The 18,318-nt window shown below is 69.0% G+C and carries 15 protein-coding genes; 9 read left to right on the top strand and 6 right to left on the bottom strand.

The window, feature by feature from the left end; translation table 11 throughout:
- The first annotated feature begins 190 nt into the window (after positions 1-190).
- The 3 genes from A5624_RS14650 (at position 191) to A5624_RS14640 (ending at position 5,703) form a co-directional block, all read left to right on the top strand.
- Positions 191-2,806, top strand: a complete 2,616-nt coding sequence (locus tag A5624_RS14650) for an ABC transporter ATP-binding protein/permease (RefSeq protein ID WP_066867322.1) — start codon at positions 191-193, stop codon at positions 2,804-2,806.
- Positions 2,803-4,539 (top strand): ABC transporter ATP-binding protein, encoded by a 1,737-nt coding sequence (locus tag A5624_RS14645; RefSeq protein ID WP_066867320.1) that lies wholly within the window; start codon positions 2,803-2,805, stop codon positions 4,537-4,539. The genes A5624_RS14650 and A5624_RS14645 overlap by 4 nt, the downstream gene beginning before the upstream one ends.
- An 87-nt stretch (positions 4,540-4,626) precedes the next feature.
- Positions 4,627-5,703 carry a phosphotransferase family protein gene (locus tag A5624_RS14640; protein WP_066867318.1) on the top strand — a complete coding sequence of 359 codons (1,077 nt, stop codon included), beginning with the start codon at positions 4,627-4,629 and terminating at the stop codon, positions 5,701-5,703.
- A gap of 5 nt (positions 5,704-5,708) precedes the next feature.
- Here A5624_RS14640 and A5624_RS14635 read toward each other — a convergent pair whose 3' ends face one another.
- From A5624_RS14635 to A5624_RS14625, 3 genes are read right to left on the bottom strand one after another with little or no spacing between them, the layout of a single operon-like run.
- Positions 5,709-6,137 (bottom strand): pyridoxamine 5'-phosphate oxidase family protein, encoded by a 429-nt coding sequence (locus tag A5624_RS14635; protein ID WP_066867316.1) that lies wholly within the window; start codon positions 6,135-6,137, stop codon positions 5,709-5,711.
- Between the two features lie 54 nt (positions 6,138-6,191).
- Positions 6,192-7,013 (bottom strand): mycofactocin-coupled SDR family oxidoreductase, encoded by an 822-nt coding sequence (locus A5624_RS14630; RefSeq protein WP_066867315.1) that lies wholly within the window; start codon positions 7,011-7,013, stop codon positions 6,192-6,194.
- Between the two features lie 28 nt (positions 7,014-7,041).
- Positions 7,042-8,214, bottom strand: coding sequence for an acyl-CoA dehydrogenase family protein (locus tag A5624_RS14625; RefSeq protein WP_066867313.1), 1,173 nt, complete (start codon positions 8,212-8,214; stop codon positions 7,042-7,044).
- 129 nt (positions 8,215-8,343) lie between these two features.
- On the opposite strand from A5624_RS14625, the gene fabG reads away from it, so the two are divergent.
- The 6 genes from fabG (at position 8,344) to A5624_RS14595 (ending at position 13,844) form a co-directional block, all read left to right on the top strand.
- Positions 8,344-9,078, top strand: a complete 735-nt coding sequence (gene fabG, locus A5624_RS14620; protein WP_066867358.1) for a 3-oxoacyl-ACP reductase FabG — start codon at positions 8,344-8,346, stop codon at positions 9,076-9,078.
- On the top strand, positions 9,075-10,301 hold the full coding sequence (locus A5624_RS14615) for an acetyl-CoA C-acetyltransferase (RefSeq protein ID WP_066867311.1): 1,227 nt from the start codon (positions 9,075-9,077) through the stop codon (positions 10,299-10,301). The genes fabG and A5624_RS14615 overlap by 4 nt, the downstream gene beginning before the upstream one ends.
- Positions 10,298-11,497, top strand: a complete 1,200-nt coding sequence (locus A5624_RS14610; RefSeq protein ID WP_066867309.1) for a CoA transferase — start codon at positions 10,298-10,300, stop codon at positions 11,495-11,497. Before A5624_RS14615 ends, A5624_RS14610 begins: the two co-directional genes overlap by 4 nt.
- Positions 11,498-11,520: 23 nt before the next feature.
- Positions 11,521-12,714 carry an acyl-CoA dehydrogenase family protein gene (locus A5624_RS14605; protein ID WP_066867307.1) on the top strand — a complete coding sequence of 398 codons (1,194 nt, stop codon included), beginning with the start codon at positions 11,521-11,523 and terminating at the stop codon, positions 12,712-12,714.
- Positions 12,715-12,718: 4 nt separating this feature from the next.
- A complete protein-coding gene (locus A5624_RS14600; protein ID WP_066867305.1) occupies positions 12,719-13,405 on the top strand; it encodes a GntR family transcriptional regulator in 687 nt (228 codons plus the stop codon).
- 76 nt (positions 13,406-13,481) lie between these two features.
- Entirely contained in the window at positions 13,482-13,844 is a 363-nt protein-coding gene (locus tag A5624_RS14595; protein WP_066867303.1) for a hypothetical protein, read from the top strand.
- Here A5624_RS14595 and A5624_RS14590 read toward each other — a convergent pair.
- The 3 genes from A5624_RS14590 to A5624_RS14580 form a co-directional block, all read right to left on the bottom strand.
- Positions 13,841-15,364 (bottom strand): class I adenylate-forming enzyme family protein, encoded by a 1,524-nt coding sequence (locus A5624_RS14590; protein WP_066867301.1) that lies wholly within the window; start codon positions 15,362-15,364, stop codon positions 13,841-13,843. The two genes, A5624_RS14595 and A5624_RS14590, sit on opposite strands and share 4 nt — an antisense overlap.
- The gene (locus A5624_RS14585; protein ID WP_066867299.1) at positions 15,357-16,925 is read right to left on the bottom strand and encodes a class I adenylate-forming enzyme family protein; all 1,569 of its coding nucleotides are present in this window, start codon (positions 16,923-16,925) and stop codon (positions 15,357-15,359) included. The genes A5624_RS14590 and A5624_RS14585 overlap by 8 nt, the downstream gene beginning before the upstream one ends.
- Positions 16,915-18,318: class I adenylate-forming enzyme family protein (locus A5624_RS14580; protein WP_066867297.1), on the bottom strand; the 1,404-nt coding region annotated here is incomplete at its 5' end. The genes A5624_RS14580 and A5624_RS14585, both read right to left, overlap by 11 nt.

Below are 18,318 nucleotides of genomic sequence, written 5' to 3'. Positions count from 1 at the left end.
ACCAAGTCGCGACCGGCTGGCGGTGATCCGCGGCAGGATGCCGCCCATGCGGGGTCGTGGCAGGTGTCGAACTCGAAGGGTTGCGGCCGCTGACGGCCGCATCGATCCGTGGCCTCATGGCGGTGCTCCCGCCGGGTCGTCAGATCGGCGAGGCCGTCGCGGCGCGGGGCGCCGCGAGAAAGGACCGCTAATGGCACGCGGATTCTCCGGTGTGATGCTGCGCAGCTTCGGCGCGCGCGACCACACCGCGACGGTGATCGAAACCGTCCGGATCGCACCGCACTTCGTGCGGGTGCGCATGACGTCGCCGACCCTGTTCGAGGACGTGGATGCCGAACCGGCCGCGTGGCTGCGGTTCTGGTTTCCGGACCCGGACGGATCGAAAACGGAATTCCAGCGCGCGTACACGATCTCGGAGGCCGACGTTCCCGCCGGGCGCTTCGCGGTCGATATCGTGCTGCACGATCCCGCCGGTCCGGCGTCGCAGTGGGCGCGCACCGTCCAGCCCGGCGCCACCATCGCGGTCATGGCGCTGATGGGCTCGTCGCGATTCGACATGCCCGACGAGCAGCCGGCCGGATATCTGCTGATCGGTGACTCGGCATCCATCCCGGGGATGAACGGCATCATCGGGGTCGTCCCCGACGACGTTCCGATCGAGATGTACCTCGAACAGCACGACGACAACGACCCGCTGATCCCGATCGCCCAGCACCCCCGGCTGCGACTGCACTGGGTCGCCCGCCACGACGAGAAGTCGCTTGCCGCGGCGATCGAGAACCGGGACTGGTCCAACTGGTACGCGTGGGCGACGCCGGAGGCCACAACGCTCAAGCAGGTGCGAACGCGGCTGCGCGACGAGTTCGGCTTTCCCAAGTCCGAGGTGCACGCCCAGGCGTACTGGAGCGCCGGACGCGCGATGGGCACCCGGCGCGGTGACGAACCGGCGGCATCGGACGGCGTCGCACCCGCCCTCTCTGCGGAAGATGTTGCGGCGCAGTTGGAATCGGCTCCGCAGGTGTCCGACGCCCCACCCGCCCCGGCGGCCCGGGGGAGCTGGCGGGCCCAGGGCGCGGGCCGGCTGCTCGCGCCGCTGCGCTCCGCGCTGATCCTCTCGGGTGTGTTGCAGGCGGTGATCACGCTGGTGCAACTGGCGCCGTTCGTGTTGCTCGTGGAGCTGGCCCGGCGGCTCGTCTCGGGTGCGCCCGCCGCCCGACTGTGGGATATCGGCGTCGCGGCGGTGTCGCTGCTCGGTCTGGGGGCGTTGCTGGGCGCCGCCCTCACGCTGTGGCTGCACGTCGTCGACGCGCGGTTCGCCCGTGATCTGCGAACACGGCTGTTGCACAAGCTGTCTCGGCTGCCGCTGGGCTGGTTCACGGCACGCGGGTCGGGGTCGATCAAGCAGTTGCTGACCGACGACACGCTGTCCCTGCACTACCTGGTCACCCACGCCATCGGCGACGCGGTCGGCGCCGCCGTCGCGCCGGTCGCGGTGCTGGTCTATCTGTTCGCCGTCGACTGGCGGGTGGCGCTGGTGTTGTTCTTGCCGGTCCTGGTGTATCTGGTGCTGACGTCGTCGCTGACGATCCAATCGGGTCCGCGCATCCCGCAGTCGCAGCGCTGGGCGGAGACGATGAGCGGCGAGGCCGGGGCCTACCTGGAGGGCCAGCCGGTGATCCGCGTCTTCGGTGGCGCCGCCGCCTCCAGCTTCCGGCGCCGCCTGGACGAATACGTCGGTTTCCTGGTCGCCTGGCAGCGCCCGCTGGCCGGCAAGAAGACGTTCATGGACCTGGTCACCCGCCCCTCGACGTTCCTGTGGCTCATCGCGCTCACCGGCACGTTGCTGGTGGCCGCCGGCCGGATGAATCCGGTGAACCTGCTGCCGTTCTTGTTGCTGGGCACCACATTCGGAGCGCGACTGCTCGGCATCGCCTACGGCCTGGGCGGCGTCCGCGCCGGCATGTTGGCCGCCCGGCGCCTGCAGAACACCCTCGACGAGGCCGACCTCGCCGTGCACGACGACCACGAGGCGCACGGGGATCCCGCGTCGACGGTGGTGTTCGAGCACGTCGGTTTCGGCTACCGGCCCGACGTGCCGGTCATCCACGACGTCTCGCTGACGTTGCGGCCCGGGACGGTCACCGCGCTGGTCGGGCCCTCCGGGTCCGGCAAGTCGACGCTGGCCGCCCTGCTGGCCCGGTTCCATGACGTCGGACAGGGCGCGATACGTGTTGGGGGACAAGATATTCGGTCGATGACCGCCGACCAGCTGTACGCCCAGGTCGGATTCGTGCTGCAGGAAACGCAATTGGTGCACGGGACCGTCGCGGAGAATATCGCGCTGGCCGTCCCCGACGCCACCGCGGCGCAAGTCGAACAGGCCGCGCGCGACGCGCAGATCCACGACCGCATCATGCGGCTGCCCGACGGCTACGACACCGTGCTGGGTGCCGCCAGCGGCCTGTCCGGCGGTGAGCGGCAACGGCTCACGATCGCCCGCGCGATCCTGGCCGACACCCCGGTGCTGATCCTCGACGAGGCCACCGCGTTTGCCGACCCCGAATCGGAATACCTTGTGCAGCAAGCGCTCAACCGGCTGACGCAGGACCGCACGGTGCTGGTGATCGCGCATCGATTGCACACCATCACCCGGGCCCACCAGATCGTCGTGCTCGACCACGGCCGCATCGTCGAACGCGGCACGCACGACGAGTTGCTCAGCGCCGACGGCCGGTACCGACGGCTCTGGGAGGGCGGTCGTCGCGACCGGGTAACCGCGGGCACGACCGGCGAGGGGGCGCGATGATCCGCACGTGGCTGAGCCTGGTTCCGGCGGACCGCCGCAACCGGGTCATCACCTACACGGTGCTCGCACTGGTCTCCGTGCTGGTGCGCGCGGTGGCCACCGTGCTGCTGGTCCCCTTGGTCGGGGCGTTGTTCGGCGACGCCCCGCAGCGCGCGCTGGTCTGGCTGGGCTGGCTGACCGCGGCCACCGTGGCCGGCTGGGTCATCGACACCGCAACCGCGCGGATCGGTTTCAACCTGGGCTTCGCCGTGCTGGATCACAGCCAGCACGACGTCGCGGATCGGCTGCCCGGCGTGCGGCTGGATTGGTTCACCGCCGAGCACACCGCGACCGCACGGCAGGCGATCGCCGCCACGGGGCCCGAGCTGGTCGGCCTCGTCGTCAACCTGCTCACGCCGCTGATCTCCGCCGTCCTGCTGCCCGCGGCCATCGCGGTGGCACTGCTGCCGGTCTCCTGGCAACTGGGGGCCGCAGCGCTGGGAGGCCTGCCGCTGCTGTTGGGCGCGCTATGGGCATCGGCCCGGTTGGCGCGGCGCGCGGACTCTGCGGCGGCCGAGGCCAACACCGCGCTCACCGAGCGGATCATCGAGTTCGCCCGGACCCAGCAGGCGTTGCGGGCCGCACGTCGTGTCGAGCCGGCGCGCAGCATGGTCGGCGATGCACTGGCGGCACAACACGGCGCCACCATGCGCCTGCTGTCGATGCAGGTCCCGGGCCAGCTGCTGTTCAGCCTCGCCAGTCAGCTCGCGCTGATCCTGCTGGCCGGGGCGACCACTGCGCTGACCGTGCACGGAACGCTCACGGTGGCCGAGGCCATCGCGCTGATCGTCGTCATCGTGCGCTACCTCGAGCCGTTCACCACCATCAGCGAGCTGGCGCCGGCGCTGGAGAGCACCCGCGCCACGCTCGGCAACATCCGTGCCGTGCTGACCGCGCCGCTGATGACTGCCGGCGCCGCCAAGCTGGCCGGCGCCGGGGCGCCGCGAATCGAATTCGCCGACGTCGTGTTCCGCTACGACGGCGCGGGCACACCGGTGCTCGACGGCGTGAGCTTCGCGTTGGATCCGGGCAGCACGACGGCGATCGTCGGACCGTCCGGTTCGGGCAAGAGCACGATCCTGGCGCTGATCGCCGGGCTGCATGAGCCGACCGGCGGACGGGTGCTGATCGACGGTGTGAACGCGGCGACGCTGGACGGCGAGGCCCGGCGGGCGGCGGCCAGCGTCGTTTTCCAGCACCCCTACCTGTTCCACGGGTCGATTCGCGACAACGTGTTCGCCGGAGATCCGGGCGCCGACGACGAGCGCTTCGCGCGGGCGGTGGCGCTCGCGCGCGTCGACGAGCTGGTCGGACGGCTGCCTGACGGCGTCGACACGGTCGTCGGCGAGGCCGGTTCGGCGCTGTCCGGCGGTGAACGCCAGCGGGTCAGCATCGCCCGCGCGTTGCTCAAACCGGCGCCGATTTTGCTGGTAGACGAGGCGACCAGCGCGTTGGACACCGAGAACGAAGCCGCGGTGGTCGACGCGCTGACGGCCGACCCGCAGTCACGCACGCAGGTGATCGTCGCGCACCGCCTGGCCAGCATCCGTCACGCCGACCGCGTGCTGTTCCTCGACAACGGCCGGGTGGTCGAGGACGGCACGGTTGACGAATTGCTCGCTGCGGGCGGCCGATTCGACGAATTCTGGCGCCAGCAGCACGAAGCCGCCGAATGGCGCATTCTGGCCGACTAGCGCACCGCGGTTGACCGCAACTCTTGCGGTATGCCTTACAGTTTGTCAGTCGGACCGTGCTGTCTGCGCAGGAGGAGGCGTGCCGCTATGAGTGCTGTGCTGTCGATACCGCGATACCCCGGCGACGTAACCCCGCAGTGGTTGTCGGCCGCGCTGTCCGGCGGTGGCCCGCCCGTCGAGGTCGCCGACGTGGACGTGGTCGCGATCGGCACCGGACAGACCGGGGCGACCTACCGGGTCACCGCTCGCTATGCGACGGATCCGGGGGACCTGCCGCAGACGTTCGTCATCAAGCTGCCCGCCCAGGACGACACGGTGCGCGACCGGGTGGTCATCGGCTACCGCAGCGAATGCGCGTTCTATTCCTCGGTGGTGGATCGGGTGCAGGTGCCGACACCGCGGTGCTTCTATTCCGAGATCACCGACGATGCAATGGATTTCGCCCTGCTCCTGGCGGACCAGGCGCCGGCGGTGCAGGGCGATCAGCTCGTCGGCTGCGGGGAAACCGAGGCGCGCCTTGCGGTTACCGCTCTGGCCGGGCTGCACGCACCCAGCTGGTGTGATCCCGTCTGGCTCGATTTCCCGGGCATCGCGTTCGGCCGGCCGGATGAGGCCGGTGCGGGCGGCATGGGCGAGGTGGCGAAGTTGAGCGCCGACATCACGCTGGAGAAGCTGGGTGAGCGGATGAGCGCCGTGGATCGCGATACCTTCAGTGCCGCAATGGGTTTGATCGCGCCCTGGCTGCTGTCCGAGTATGACCGGTTCGCCCTGCTGCACGGCGACTATCGCCTGGACAACCTGTTGTTCGATCCGGAGCGAACCCGGGTCAGCGTGGTGGACTGGCAGACGCTCGGCGTGGGTCTGCCGGCGCGCGATCTCGCGTATTTCACCGCGACCAGCCTCGCTCCGCAGCTGCGTGCGAGCATCGAAGAGGGCCTGGTCACCGACTATCATCGCGCGCTGACGGCCGGCGGGGTCAGCGACTACGACCGCGAAACCTGTTGGCGCGATTACCGGCTCGGGGTGCTGCAGGCCCCGCTGATCTCGGCACTCGGGTTCGCGTTCGCCGCCGCCACCGAGCGCGGCGACGACATGGTGCTGACCATGCTCAGCCGCGGCTGCCAGGCGATCCGCGAGCTGGGGACGCTGGACCTGATCGGCTGAGCGCTCTACAGGTCGCCGGTGAAGTCGGCGCTGAGCCAGCGGTCCGGGCGGATGGTGAACAGCACCTCCTCGACGCCTTCCATGCTGCGCACGAACGCCCGCCCACCTTCCTCGCCGAGATAACGGATGGCGACCGCCTCGGCCACGTCGAGCGGGGCCGGCTTGGTGGTCTCGACGATCGAGCCCTCGACCACCACGTACTGGTAGGGCGGCTCCTCGCGCTGCACCACCAGCGTCACCGCCCCCGTCTGCTCGATGAGGCGAGCCTTGCGGCTCGACGCCCCGGTCATGATCCGGATGTTTCCCCCGGGGGTGTAGTCGTACCAGATCGGGACGCTGGCCGGCGGCCGGCCTTCGGTGGCGGCGACGGACAGCACGGCCACATGCTTGTCGGCGAGGAACTCCTGGCGCTCGGATTCGCTGAAGGCTTTCATGCCGAGTGCCAACGCCCGGGCGGTGAAGCTATTCCCGATCCGCCCAGGGGGCGGTCAGTACTGCGTCGAGCCCTGATCCACCGGGATCTGGGCCGCGGTGACCTTGCGCGATTCGTCACTGGCCAGCCAGCACACGGTGTCGGCGATCTCCTCCGGCTCGGCGACCCAGTCGGGCAGGAACGGGGTGAGGACGTGTGACAGCTGGGGGTTGGTCTCCATGGTCTTGCCGACCGCCGTGACCATGTCCCCGGAGCCCATGGCGGTGTTCACCGGTCCCGGGTGCACGCTGTTGACCCGGATCGAATGCTTGCCCAGTTCGGCGGCGAAGGCCCGCGCCAGCCCGGTGACGGCATGCTTGCTGGCGGTGTAGTGGATCATGAACGGCTGCATCTTCATGCCGGCCGCCGAACTGATCAGGATGATCGATCCGCCCCGGCCCCCCTCGATGATCTTGTCCGCGCCGGCCATCACGGTGTTCCAGGTGCCGGTCACATTGATGTCCATGACGTCGCGGAAGTTCTCCGGGGTGATCTCATCCCACGCCTGCGGGGCGGCGACCCCGGCGTTGGCGACGATGACGTCCAGCCGGCCCAGCTCGGCCACGCCGTCGGCGACGACCTTGCGCAGGCCGTCGAAGTCGCGGGTGTCGGTGACTGAGGCGATGATCCGGCGGTTGGCGGCCTCGACCAGCCGCACCGTCTCACTCAGGTCGTCGGGAGTCGCCGGGTCGTAGGGCACGCAGGACGGGAGCTTGCCGGCGATGTCGACGGCGATGATGTCGGCGCCTTCGGACGCCAGGCGCACCGCATGCGCCCGGCCCTGACCGCGGGCCGCGCCGGTAATGAATGCCACTTTTCCGGCAAGCTTGCCGCTCATAGTTCTCCTCTGTTGGGTCCAGCCACTCTCATCGTTGTGCCGCCTTGACCAGGTTCGATCCGATGATCAACCGCTGGATCTCGCTGGTGCCCTCGTACAGCCGCAACAGGCGCACGTCGCGGTAAATCCGTTCGACGGCGACGCCTCTCATGTAACCGGTGCCGCCGTGGATCTGCACCGCGAGATCGGCGACGTTGCCGGCCATCTCGGTGCAAAAGACCTTGGCGGCCGAGGGCGCGATCCGACGATCCTCGTCGGCGACCCACAGCCGGGCGGCCTCGCGCACCAGGGCACGCCCGGCCATCACGCCGGTCTGCTGATCGGCAAGCATGCCCTGCACCAACTGGAAGTTGCCGATCGGCGTGCCGCCCTGCGTCGCGGTGGCGGCGTAGGACACCGATTCGTCGAGCGCGCGTTGCGCGGCGCCCACCGCGAGGGCGGCGATGTGCACCCGGCCGCGGGCCAACGAGGTCATCGCCGCTCGGTAGCCGTGGTCTTCGCTGCCGCCGACGAGTGCGTCGGGACCGACGCGGACGTCGGTGAAGTTGACGTCGGCGGTCCAGGCTCCTTCCTGGCCCATCTTGGCGTCCTTGGCGCCCACCTCGACGCCCGCGGCGTCCGCCGGCACCAGAAAGACCGCGATCCCCGGTCCCTTCTCGTCGGCCGGCCGGGTCCGCGCGAACACCACGAAAAGGTCGGCGACGGGCGCGTTGGTGATGAAGCGCTTCTGCCCGGAGATCACCCAATCGTCACCGTCGCGAACGGCTTTCGTGCGCAGGCCGGCCGGGTTCGATCCGGCGCCCGGTTCGGTCAGCGCGAAGGAGGCGACGACGTCGCCGGACGCGATCGACTCCAGCCAGCGGGATTTCTGTTCGTCGGTGCCGAAGCCGACCAGGACTTGTCCGGCGATGCCGTTGTTGGTGCCGAACATCGACCGCAGCGCCAGCGACGTGTAGCCCAGCTCCATCGCCAGCTCGACGTCCTGCCTCAGGTTGAGGCCGAGGCCGCCCCACTCCTGGGGGATCGCGTAGCCGAACAATCCCATCTTCTTGGCTTCGTCGCGCAGGTCGTCGGGCACGCGATCGGTGTCGAGGATCTCCTGCTCGCGCGGGACGACCACGCTGCGGACGAATTGCCTTGTCTGAGCGAGGATCTCGCGGAAGTCCTCGTCGGAGACTTCCGCGACTTCGGCGGTGGCCATGGGCTCCACACTCCTCTCCGGATCCGGGGCACCCCGGTTCAGAGCAGGATCCTATATCAAATATGATATTTGCCTCAGACGTGCCCGTTGGAGGCGACGACAGTGAAGGATGGGTGATCGACAGTGGCGATGTTGACGGGGCAGACCGCGGTAATCACCGGCGGAGCGCAGGGGCTGGGGCTGGCCATCGCGGAGCGCTTCGTCGCCGAGGGCGCGCGAGTGGTGCTCGGCGACGTCAATCTCGAGGAAACCCAGGTCGTGGCCAAGCGATTGGGCGGCGACGACGTGGCGGTGGCGGTTCGGTGCGATGTCACCCAGTCGTCCGACGTGGAAACCCTGATCCAGACCGCGGTCGAGCGCTTCGGCGGCCTGGACATCATGGTCAACAACGCCGGCATCACCCGCGACGCGACGATGCGCAAGATGACCGAGGAGCAGTTCGATCAGGTGATCAACGTGCATCTGAAGGGCACCTGGAACGGCACCAGGCTGGCCGCGGCCGTCATGCGGGAGAACAAGCGCGGCGCCATCATCAACATGTCGTCGGTCTCCGGCAAGGTGGGCATGATCGGCCAGACCAACTACTCGGCGGCCAAGGCCGGCATCGTCGGCATGACCAAGGCCGCCGCCAAAGAGCTGGCCTACCTCGGCGTGCGGGTGAACGCGATCGCCCCCGGCCTGATCCGCTCCGCGATGACAGAGGCTATGCCACAGCGCATTTGGGACTCCAAGGTCGCCGAGGTGCCGTTGGGCCGGGCCGGTGAGCCCAGTGAGGTCGCCAGCGTCGCGCTGTTCCTCGCTTCCGACCTGTCGTCGTACATGACCGGCACCGTCATGGAAATCACCGGCGGCCGCCACCTATGAGTGCGGTGCGCGAGGCCGTCATCTGCGAACCCGTTCGGACCCCGATCGGCCGCTACGGCGGAATGTTCAAGGCGTGCAGCGCCGTCGACCTCGGCGTCACCGCGCTCAAGGGCCTGCTGCAGCGAACCGGGCTGGCGCCCGACGCCGTGCAGGACGTGATCCTCGGCCACTGCTATCCCAACAGCGATGCGCCCGCGATCGGACGCGTGGTGGCGCTGGATTCCGGCCTGCCGGTGACGGTTCCGGGCATGCAGGTCGACCGGCGGTGCGGCTCGGGCCTGCAGGCGGTCATCCAGGCGTGCCTGCAGGTGGGCGCCGGCGACAACGACCTCGTGGTCGCCGGGGGCTGCGAGAGCATGAGCAACGTGGCCTTCTACTCCACGGACATGCGGTGGGGCGGGGCCCGCACCGGTGTGCAGGTGCACGACGGGCTGGCCCGGGGACGCACGACCGCCGGTGGCCGCAATTACCCGGTGCCGGGCGGAATGCTGGAGACGGCCGAGAACCTGCGCCGCCAGTACGGCATTTCGCGCCAGGAGCAAGACGAGCTCGCGGTGCGATCCCACCAGCGTGCCGTCGCCGCGCAGAAAGACGGCATCCTGGCCGAGGAGATCGTGCCCGTCGCGGTCCGCACCCGCAGTGGCGAGGAGCTCATCGACACCGACGAGCATCCACGCGCGGACACCTCGGTCGAGTCGTTGGGCAAGCTCAAACCCGTTCTGGCGAAAGAGGATCCAGAGTCCACGGTCACCGCCGGCAACGCCAGCGGGCAAAACGACGCGGCCTCGATGTGCGTGGTCACGACGCCGGAGAAGGCCGAGGAATACGGCCTGAAGCCGTTGGTGCGCCTGGTGTCGTGGGGTGTGGCCGGGGTGGCGCCCCACGTCATGGGCATCGGGCCGGTGCCCGCGACCGAGGTGGCGCTGGCCAAGGCGGGCCTGCGGCTATCCGACATCGACCTCATCGAGCTGAACGAGGCCTTCGCCGCGCAGGCGCTTGCGGTGATGCGGGAATGGAACTTCGGCGCCGCCGATCATGAGCGCACCAACGTGCACGGTTCGGGCATCTCGCTGGGACATCCGGTCGGCGCGACGGGCGGGCGGATGCTGGCCACCTTGGCGCGCGAACTCGATCGCCGCGAGGCGCGCTATGGTCTGGAAACCATGTGCATCGGCGGCGGCCAGGGTTTGGCTGCCGTCTTCGAGCGGGTCGCATCGACATGACCGAGCCGGGATTGCCGCTGGACGGTCTCACCGTCGTTGAGGTGTCGAGCTTCGTCGCCGCGCCACTGTGCGGCATGACGCTGAATCAGCTTGGTGCGGAGGTCATTCGAGTCGACCCGATCGGCGGCGCGTCCGACGTCCAGCGGTGGCCGCTGGCGGCGGACGGCACCTCGATCTACTGGACCGGCCTGAACAAGGGGAAGCGGTCGGCCACCATCGACTTGCGGTCCCCCGACGGCCACGAACTGGTCCAGCGGCTGATCGTCGAGGGCGACGGCGTCGTGGTGACCAACGCCGCGGGCTTGTCCTGGCTCAGCCACGGCGTGCTGGCGGCCAAGCGCCCCGACGTGATTCACGTGCAGTTGCTCGGGCGCGGTGACGGTTCCACCGGGGTGGACTACACGGTCAACGCCGGGCTGGGCTATCCGCTCGTCACCGGTCCGGCCGAGCATGGCGGCGCGATCAACCACGTGCTCCCGGCCTGGGACGTGTGCTGCGGACTGTACGCAGCGTTGGCCGTCGTCACCGCGGTCCGCCACCGCGAGCGGTCCGGGGCGGGGGCGCAGATCAGCCTGGCGCTGGAGGACGTCGCTTTGGCCACCGCGGCCAACCTGGGCTTGCTGACCGAGCCGCAAGTCACTGGGACACAACGCGAACGGCTGGGCAACGCCATCTACGGTCAGTACGGGCAGGACTTCACCAGCAGCGACGGGGCCAGGTTCATGGTGGTCGCGCTGACCGGTCGGCACTTCCGTGACCTGCTCGCGGTGACGGGCACCGGCGCCGCGGTGTCGGCGCTCGCCGAGGCGCTCGGCGCCGACTTCGGGTCAGAAGGCGATCGCTACCGCTATCGCGACGTGCTGTCGAGTCTGTTCGCCACGTGGTTCGGCGATCACACCGCCGACGAGATCACCGCCGCGCTGGCCGACACCACGGTGCTCTTCGAGCGGTACCGCACCTTCGCCGAGGTCGCCGCGGGCCCGAAAGTAACCGACAATCCGCTGTTTTCCCGAATGCACCAGCCCGGTCTCGGCGATTACTTCGCGCCCGGCCTGCCGGCCGCGTTCGACGGCAGCCATCCGCCCAGCGCGCCGGCGCCGGCGCTGGGACAAGACACCGCCGACGTCCTTGCGCGGCTGGGGTTGAGCGCCGCCGACATCGCGCGCCTGACGGACGCCAAGACCATCGCCTGCTGAGCAGCCGGAAGGGAACGCAGCACATGACCAAACTGGCCCAGACCCTCGGGTTGACGGAGTTCCAGACCGAGATCATCGCCACGGTAAGGAAATTCGTCGAGAAGGAGGTCATTCCGCACGCGGCCGAGCTGGAACGCGCTGACACCTACCCGCAGGCGATCGTCGATCAGATGCGGGAGATGGGCCTGTTCGGCCTGATGATCCCGCAGGAGTATGGCGGGCTGGGGGAGTCTCTGCTGACGTACGCGCTGTGCGTCGAGGAGCTGGCGCGCGGCTGGATGAGCGTGTCCGGCGTGCTCAACACCCACTTCATCGTGGCGTACATGCTGCGCCAGCACGGCACCGACGAACAAAAGCAGCGGTTCCTGCCGCGGATGGCGGTCGGCGAGACCCGCGGCGCCTTCTCGATGTCGGAGCCCGAGCTGGGTTCTGACGTGGCCGCGATCCGCACCCGCGCCCGGCGCAACGACGACGGCACCTACACCATCGACGGCCAAAAAATGTGGCTGACCAACGGCGCCACCTCCACGCTGGTGGCGGTGCTGGTGCGCACCGACGAGGGTTCGGACAAGCCGCACCGCAACCTCACCGCGTTCCTCGTCGAGAAGCCGGTCGGGTTCGGCGAAGTCGTTGCGGGCCTGCATATTCCGGGCAAGCTCGAAAAGCTGGGCTACAAGGGCATCGACACCACCGAGATGATCTTCGACGGCTACCGGGCCGGGGTCGACGACGTCCTCGGTGGCGCCACGGGGCAGGGCTTCTTCCAGATGATGGACGGCATCGAGGTCGGCCGCGTCAACGTGTCGGCGCGGGCGTGCGGTGTGGGGATTCGCGCCTTCGAGCTCGCGGTGCGCTATGCCCAACAACGCGAGACCTTCGGCAAGCCGATCGCCGAGCACCAGGGCATCGCGTTCCAATTGGCCGAGATGGCGACCAAGGTCGAAGCGGCCCACCTGATGATGGTCAACGCCGCGCGCCTGAAGGATTCGGGCGAGCGCAATGACGTCGCCGCCGGGATGGCCAAGTATTTGTGCAGCGAATATTGCGCCGAGGTCACCCAGCAGAGTTTCCGGATCCACGGCGGCTACGGATATTCCAAGGAATACGAGATCGAGCGGCTGATGCGCGACGCGCCGTTCCTGCTGATCGGCGAGGGCACCAGCGAGATCCAGAAGAACATCATCAGCAAGCGACTGCTCGCCGAGTATCAGGTGTAGACGGATGAGCGTTCCGGATTTCGCTGCGCGGCCTCAACTTTCGGAGGACGTCGCGCGGATCATCCGCGGGCGGATCTTCGACGGCACGTACGCCGCCGGGTCGTACGTCCGGCTGGACCAACTGGCCGCGGAGTTGGGTATCAGCGTCACACCGGTGCGCGAGGCGCTGTTCGCGCTGTGCGCCGAAGGACTGATCAACCAGCAGCCCCGTCGGGGCTTCGCGGTGTTGCCGGTCACCGGACGCGACGTCACCGACGTGGCGAACGTGCAGGCGCATGTCGGGGGCGAACTGGCCGCGCGGGCGGCGATCAACATCACCGACAGCCAACTGCACGAGCTCAAGGAGATCCAGGCGCAGCTGGAAGACGCCTACGCCGGTGATGACCACGAGCGCACCGTCCGGCTGAACCACGAGTTTCACCGCGCCATCAATGTCGCGGCGGACTCGCCCAAGCTCGCCCAGCTGATGTCGCAGATCACCCGCTACGCCCCCGAGTCGGTGTTTCCCGCCATCGAGGGCTGGCCGGAGCAATCGATGCAGGACCATCGGCGGATCCTGTCCGCGCTGAAGAAACGCGACGACAAGCTCGCCCGCGTGGCGATGTCGGAACACCTTGCGGCCGGCGCGGTTCCGTTGATCGACCATCTCGTGGCCCGCGGGGTGGTCGCCGACGAGAATGGCCTGACCTAGTCGCCGCCATCTCTTGTCGCGCAGCGAGGTTGGGCATACGCTGCCAGCAGGGTGGGCCACGGACGGAGAAACGAAGATGCCCGCAACGCTTCGCGCATCGGCCCTACTCGTCGCGACCGTGACGGCGATTGCCGTCGCGCCGAGGGTCGTCGCCGACCCGGTGGACCCGATCCCCGGCAATGGTGTCTTCGTCGTCGGCCCCGATATTGCACCGGGTCTGTACCGAACGGCCGGTTCGGCATCGACCTTCGGGGTGTGGATCAACAATGTGCCGACTCAGGACTCGATGTGCGCGTGGTTCACCTACAGCACGCCCGACGCGAACAAGGACCATGTGGTGCAGACGAACATGTCCGTCGGTCCGATGTTTGCGAACATCAACACCACGATCAAGGCGTTCGAGTCGCAGAACTGCCAACCGTGGACGCGGGTGCCCTAGGACCGGTCCGCTTCGGCCAACATCTTGCGCAGCCGGCGGACGTCGACCTTGCCGGTACCGCCGCGCGGCAGGTCGTCGTCGGAGGCCAGCAGTAACCAGACCGTTGGAACCTTGAAGGCGCTCAACACCGTTCGTGCGCAGGCGCGCAGCTGCTCGGCGGTCAGTGCGCCCACGACCGCCGCGCCGACCCGTTCCCCCGAGCCGCCCGGCACGTTGGTGACGACGGCGTTGTCGACGCCGTCGATCGTGCGCAGCGCCCGCTCGACCTCGCTGGGGTAGACGGTCGCGCCGCTGACTTTGAACATGTCGTCGGATCGCCCGTGATAGAAGAGGAATCCGTCTTCGTCGAGGTGCCCGAGGTCGCCGGTGGGGTAGAAGCCGTCGGCGGTGAACAGGTCCTCCCGGGTGCGCCCGCAGATGCCGCGCAGCGTGTGCGGTCCGCGGATGTGAATCATTCCGGTGACGCCGGCCGCCACCGGCGCGCCGCTGTCGGTGTCGACGATGCGAACCTCGATGCCCTCGAACGGCTTTCCGCAGCTACCCCAAGCGGACGCGGGCATGTCCGTGTCGGCGGGATAGCCGCAGTACGGCCCGAAGGCCTCGGTCATGCCGAACAGCGTCGCGCGCGCCCCGGGCTGGGCGCGTTGCCCGGGCGGCAGCAGGGCCTGCAGGCTTCCCGCCTGTAAGGCCGAGAGGTCGGCACCGGCATTTGCGGCGTGCCGTGCCAACGTCTCGGCCTGGTCCGGCCAGCCCCGAAACAGCGTGACCCGTTCGTCTTCCAACAATCGCAGGGTGGTTTCCGGCCGCGGTATCTCCTCGGTCACCAGGGTGGCGCCGGCCAGCAGCGCAGACAGTATTCCGCTGCCGAAACCGCCCACCCAGAAGAAGGGCATCGGCAGATACAGGCGGGTCTCGGCGGTGATGCAGCGCGCCGCAAGGCCGGCCTGCACGGCGCCCAGCGCGTTGCCGTGCGAGTGGATGACTCCCTTGGGCGCCCCGCTGCTGCCGGAGGTGAACATGATGACCAGCGGGTCGGCCGGGGTGACCGTTGCCGTCATGGCGTCGACGATGTTGCGGGCACCCGCACTCGCGGACGCGCCATCGACTTGGTCGGCCGACCAAACCTGGTGCAACGCCGGCAATTCGGATCGCCCCGCCGCCGGAAGGTCATCGAGGTAGCGGTGGCCGCGGAACTCCTCGACGCTGATCAAGAATTGCACGGAGGCCGCCCGCAGCTGGGCGGCGAGCTCTCCGGCCGTCAGCAGGGTGCTCAGCGGGACCAGGACCGCGCCGACGCGGGTAAGCGCGACGGCGACCCGTACCCACCGGGTGCTATTGGGCATGATGAGCCCCACCCGGGTGCCCTTGGCCACGCCGGTCTCGACGAACGTCGCGGCCAAATCGCGGGTGGCCAGGTCGAGTTCGCGGTAGGTCAGCCGGGAGGTGGGGTCGATGACCATCGGCTTGTCGCCATCGCGGTCGGCCCGAAGCCGCACCAGCCGGTCAATGGTGCTAGACACCGAACAGCTCCCTGAGACGTCGCATGTCGACCTTGCCGCTGGACAGCACCGGAACGTCGTCGCCGCGGAGGGCGACGAACCGCTTGGGAATCTTGTAGGCGGACAGTTCCGTTTCGAGCAGCGAAACCAGGGCGGCTTCGTCGAACCCCGCTGGACCGTCGGCCCGGACGACCACCGCGGCGACGACCTGCCCGCGCCGGGCGTCGGGCAGGCCGAACACGTAAGCCGGCGCTCCGCCGGTGACCCTGCCAATGGCCTTCTCCACTTCGGCCGCCGAGACATTGGCGCCCGCCGTTTTGATCATCGCGCCGAGCCGGCCGGCAAAATAGACGAATCCGTCCGCGTCGACGCGCACCAGGTCGCCGGTGTGGAACCAGCCGTCGGGATCGAAACATTCTTCGCGGCTGCGCTTGTGGTAGCCCTGCATCAGGTGCGGCCCGCGCAGGCACAGCTCGCCGACTTCGCCCGCGACGACATCGGCCGTGGTGTCGGGATCGACGACCTTGATCTCAAAGCCGGGTGCCGGCCTGCCGAATGAGCCGCGCCGGTGCTCGGGCTGGTCGGATTCGTCATCGCCGATCAGCACGACGCTGCCGGCCTCGGTCATGCCCAGCATGTTGTGCCGCAACTGCGGGTCGGCCGGGCGGGCGTCGGGAGCCATGATCGGGTACAGATTGCCCCGCCGCATCGACGACAGGTCGCGGTGCGGGAAGCTCGGGTGTTCCGCGAGGTGGGTGATCCCGGCCGCGAATCCATTGGTCATGGTGGGCTTTTCGGCTTCCAGCAGGTCGAGCGTCTCCCCGGCATCGGTGGCGTTAGAACACACCAAGGTGGACCCGGCCACCAGCGTGGCAAGGAGGCCGAAGGCGATTCCACCGATCCAGAAGAACGGCGAATTGCAGAACAGTTTGTCGTCGACCGTCAAACCACGGATCAGGTTGAGATTCCGTTGGTGCGCCAGCAGGGCGCCGTGGGTGTGCACGACCCCCTTCGGGGCGCTGGTGGAGCCCGAGGTGTACACGATCGTCAGCGCGTCGCACTGCGCGACGTCGTCCTCCAGCGCCGTCAGCAGCGCGGGGTCGACGGAATCGGCTAACCCGCACACCTTCTGGTGGGTGACCGCGACGCGACGCAGCTGCGGTGCTGCGGCACAGAACAATCGGGAATCGAGATCGGCGCCCGACAGAAGCTCGGAGAGTCGTTGCACGTAGTCATGCGAGCGAAAGCGCGCCGCGGTCAACAAGATTTCCACATCGCTGTCGACGAGCTGCTCGCGCAGCTCGCGTGCGGTGACGAAGGTGGAGAACGGGATCACCACCGCACCGATGCGCGCCGCTGCCAGCATCCCGACGACGAACTCGGCTCCGTTCGGATAGAGCAGCCCCACATGGGTGCCCTTGCCGGCGCCCAGCGCGATCAGGCCGCGGGCCAGCTCCGCCGACCGGCGCTCGGCCTCGGCGTAGCTGATGCGGTCACCGTCACACACCAGCAGGGGGTGATCGCCGCGCCGGCCGACCTGATGCCGCAGCACCTGGGCGACCGTCGAAGGCTCAACGGGCATGGTCGCGCTGCGCTGCGGCCTCGCCGAAGACGCCCCGGATGGCGCCGAGATCGGCCTTGCCCGACGGTGTTCGGGGGATGCTGTCGACGATCGCGATTTCGGTCGGAATCTCGTAGCGCGCCAAACGCTCTCGCAGATACTCGACCAGGGCTTCGGCGTCGGCCGATGCCCCCTCGCGCAGCTCTACCACGGCGACCGGCGTCTCGCCCAGCCGCTCGTCGGGGCGGGCGATCACGGCCGCGCCGGCCACCGCGGGGTGGCTCTCCAGCGCGGCGCGGACGTCGTCGGGCATCACCTTGAAACCACCGCGGATGATCGCCTGGTCGGCACGGCCGACGATCCACAAGAACCCGTCGGCGTCGATGCGCGCCAGATCGGTGGTCCGCATCCACGGTGCGGTCGGCCCCAGCTGGCCCGGTTTGACTTCCAGCAGGCCGACCTCATCGGGGCCCAGCGGTGTTCCGTCCTCGGTGACCACCCGCAGCCGGGCACCCGGGTTGGCCCGGCCGACGCTGCCCCGTTTGGTCTTCCAGTACCGCTGATGGTCGGGCAGGGTCCAGCCCGCCACCCCGCCACCGAATTCGGTTGCCGCATAAGAGGTCAACACCGGAACGCCATACTTCTCGGTGAAGGCATCGGCGTCCTCGGCCGACAACGGGGCCGTGCCGCAGGTAACGGCCCGCAGACTCGCCAGGTCGGCACGCGGGATATCGGAGTGCAAGACCGTGCGCAGCGCCGCCGGCACCAGGGACGCCGCGCGGGGCCGGTGCTTGCGCACCGCCTCGGCCCAGGCGTTCAGCTCGAATCGTTCCAGCAGCACGAACGGCCGCGCCTCGGCGATGCATTGCAGCACCCGGAACACCCCGCCGATGTGCACCAGCGGCGAGTTCACGATCGCGACGCCGCGGCGCAGCTCCGCGGGCGAGACCGCATGTTCGGGATCCGGACCGATCACGCTGCGCGCCAGCATGTCGTAGCCCAGGTCGATTCGCTTGGGCGGCCCGGTAGTGCCGCTGGTCAGCATGCGCACGGCGGTGCCGGACCGCCGGCCGGGGCGGTCGACGTGCGGCGCGGTGACGTCGGCGTCGTCCAACCCGCCCGAAATCGCGACCGTCGGCGTGCCCGCGGGCACCAGGGCCCCCAGATCGTTTGCCTCGCCGACGATCACGGGAAGCCGCAGGCCCGCGATGTCGGCCCTGGTGCGTTCGTCACCTCGGGCGGGGTTGATGACCACGACCGTTCCGCCGCCCAGCAGCACGCCCAGCAAGGCGGCCACGTGCCCCGGGCGGTTGCGCAACAGCATCCCGACTTCGGCCCCGCCGATAATCGCGGCGATACGCCGCGCCAGCGCCCCGACTCGTGCCCAGGAGATCCATTGGCCGCCATACTCGAT

Origin of the sequence: Mycobacterium sp. 1482292.6 (assembly GCF_001672995.1) — a bacterium.
In the GTDB taxonomy this organism is placed as follows: Bacteria; Actinomycetota; Actinomycetes; order Mycobacteriales; family Mycobacteriaceae; genus Mycobacterium; species Mycobacterium europaeum_A.
The sequence above is the reverse complement of the archived record's forward strand: the minus strand, read 5'-3'. Positions and strand labels throughout refer to the sequence as shown.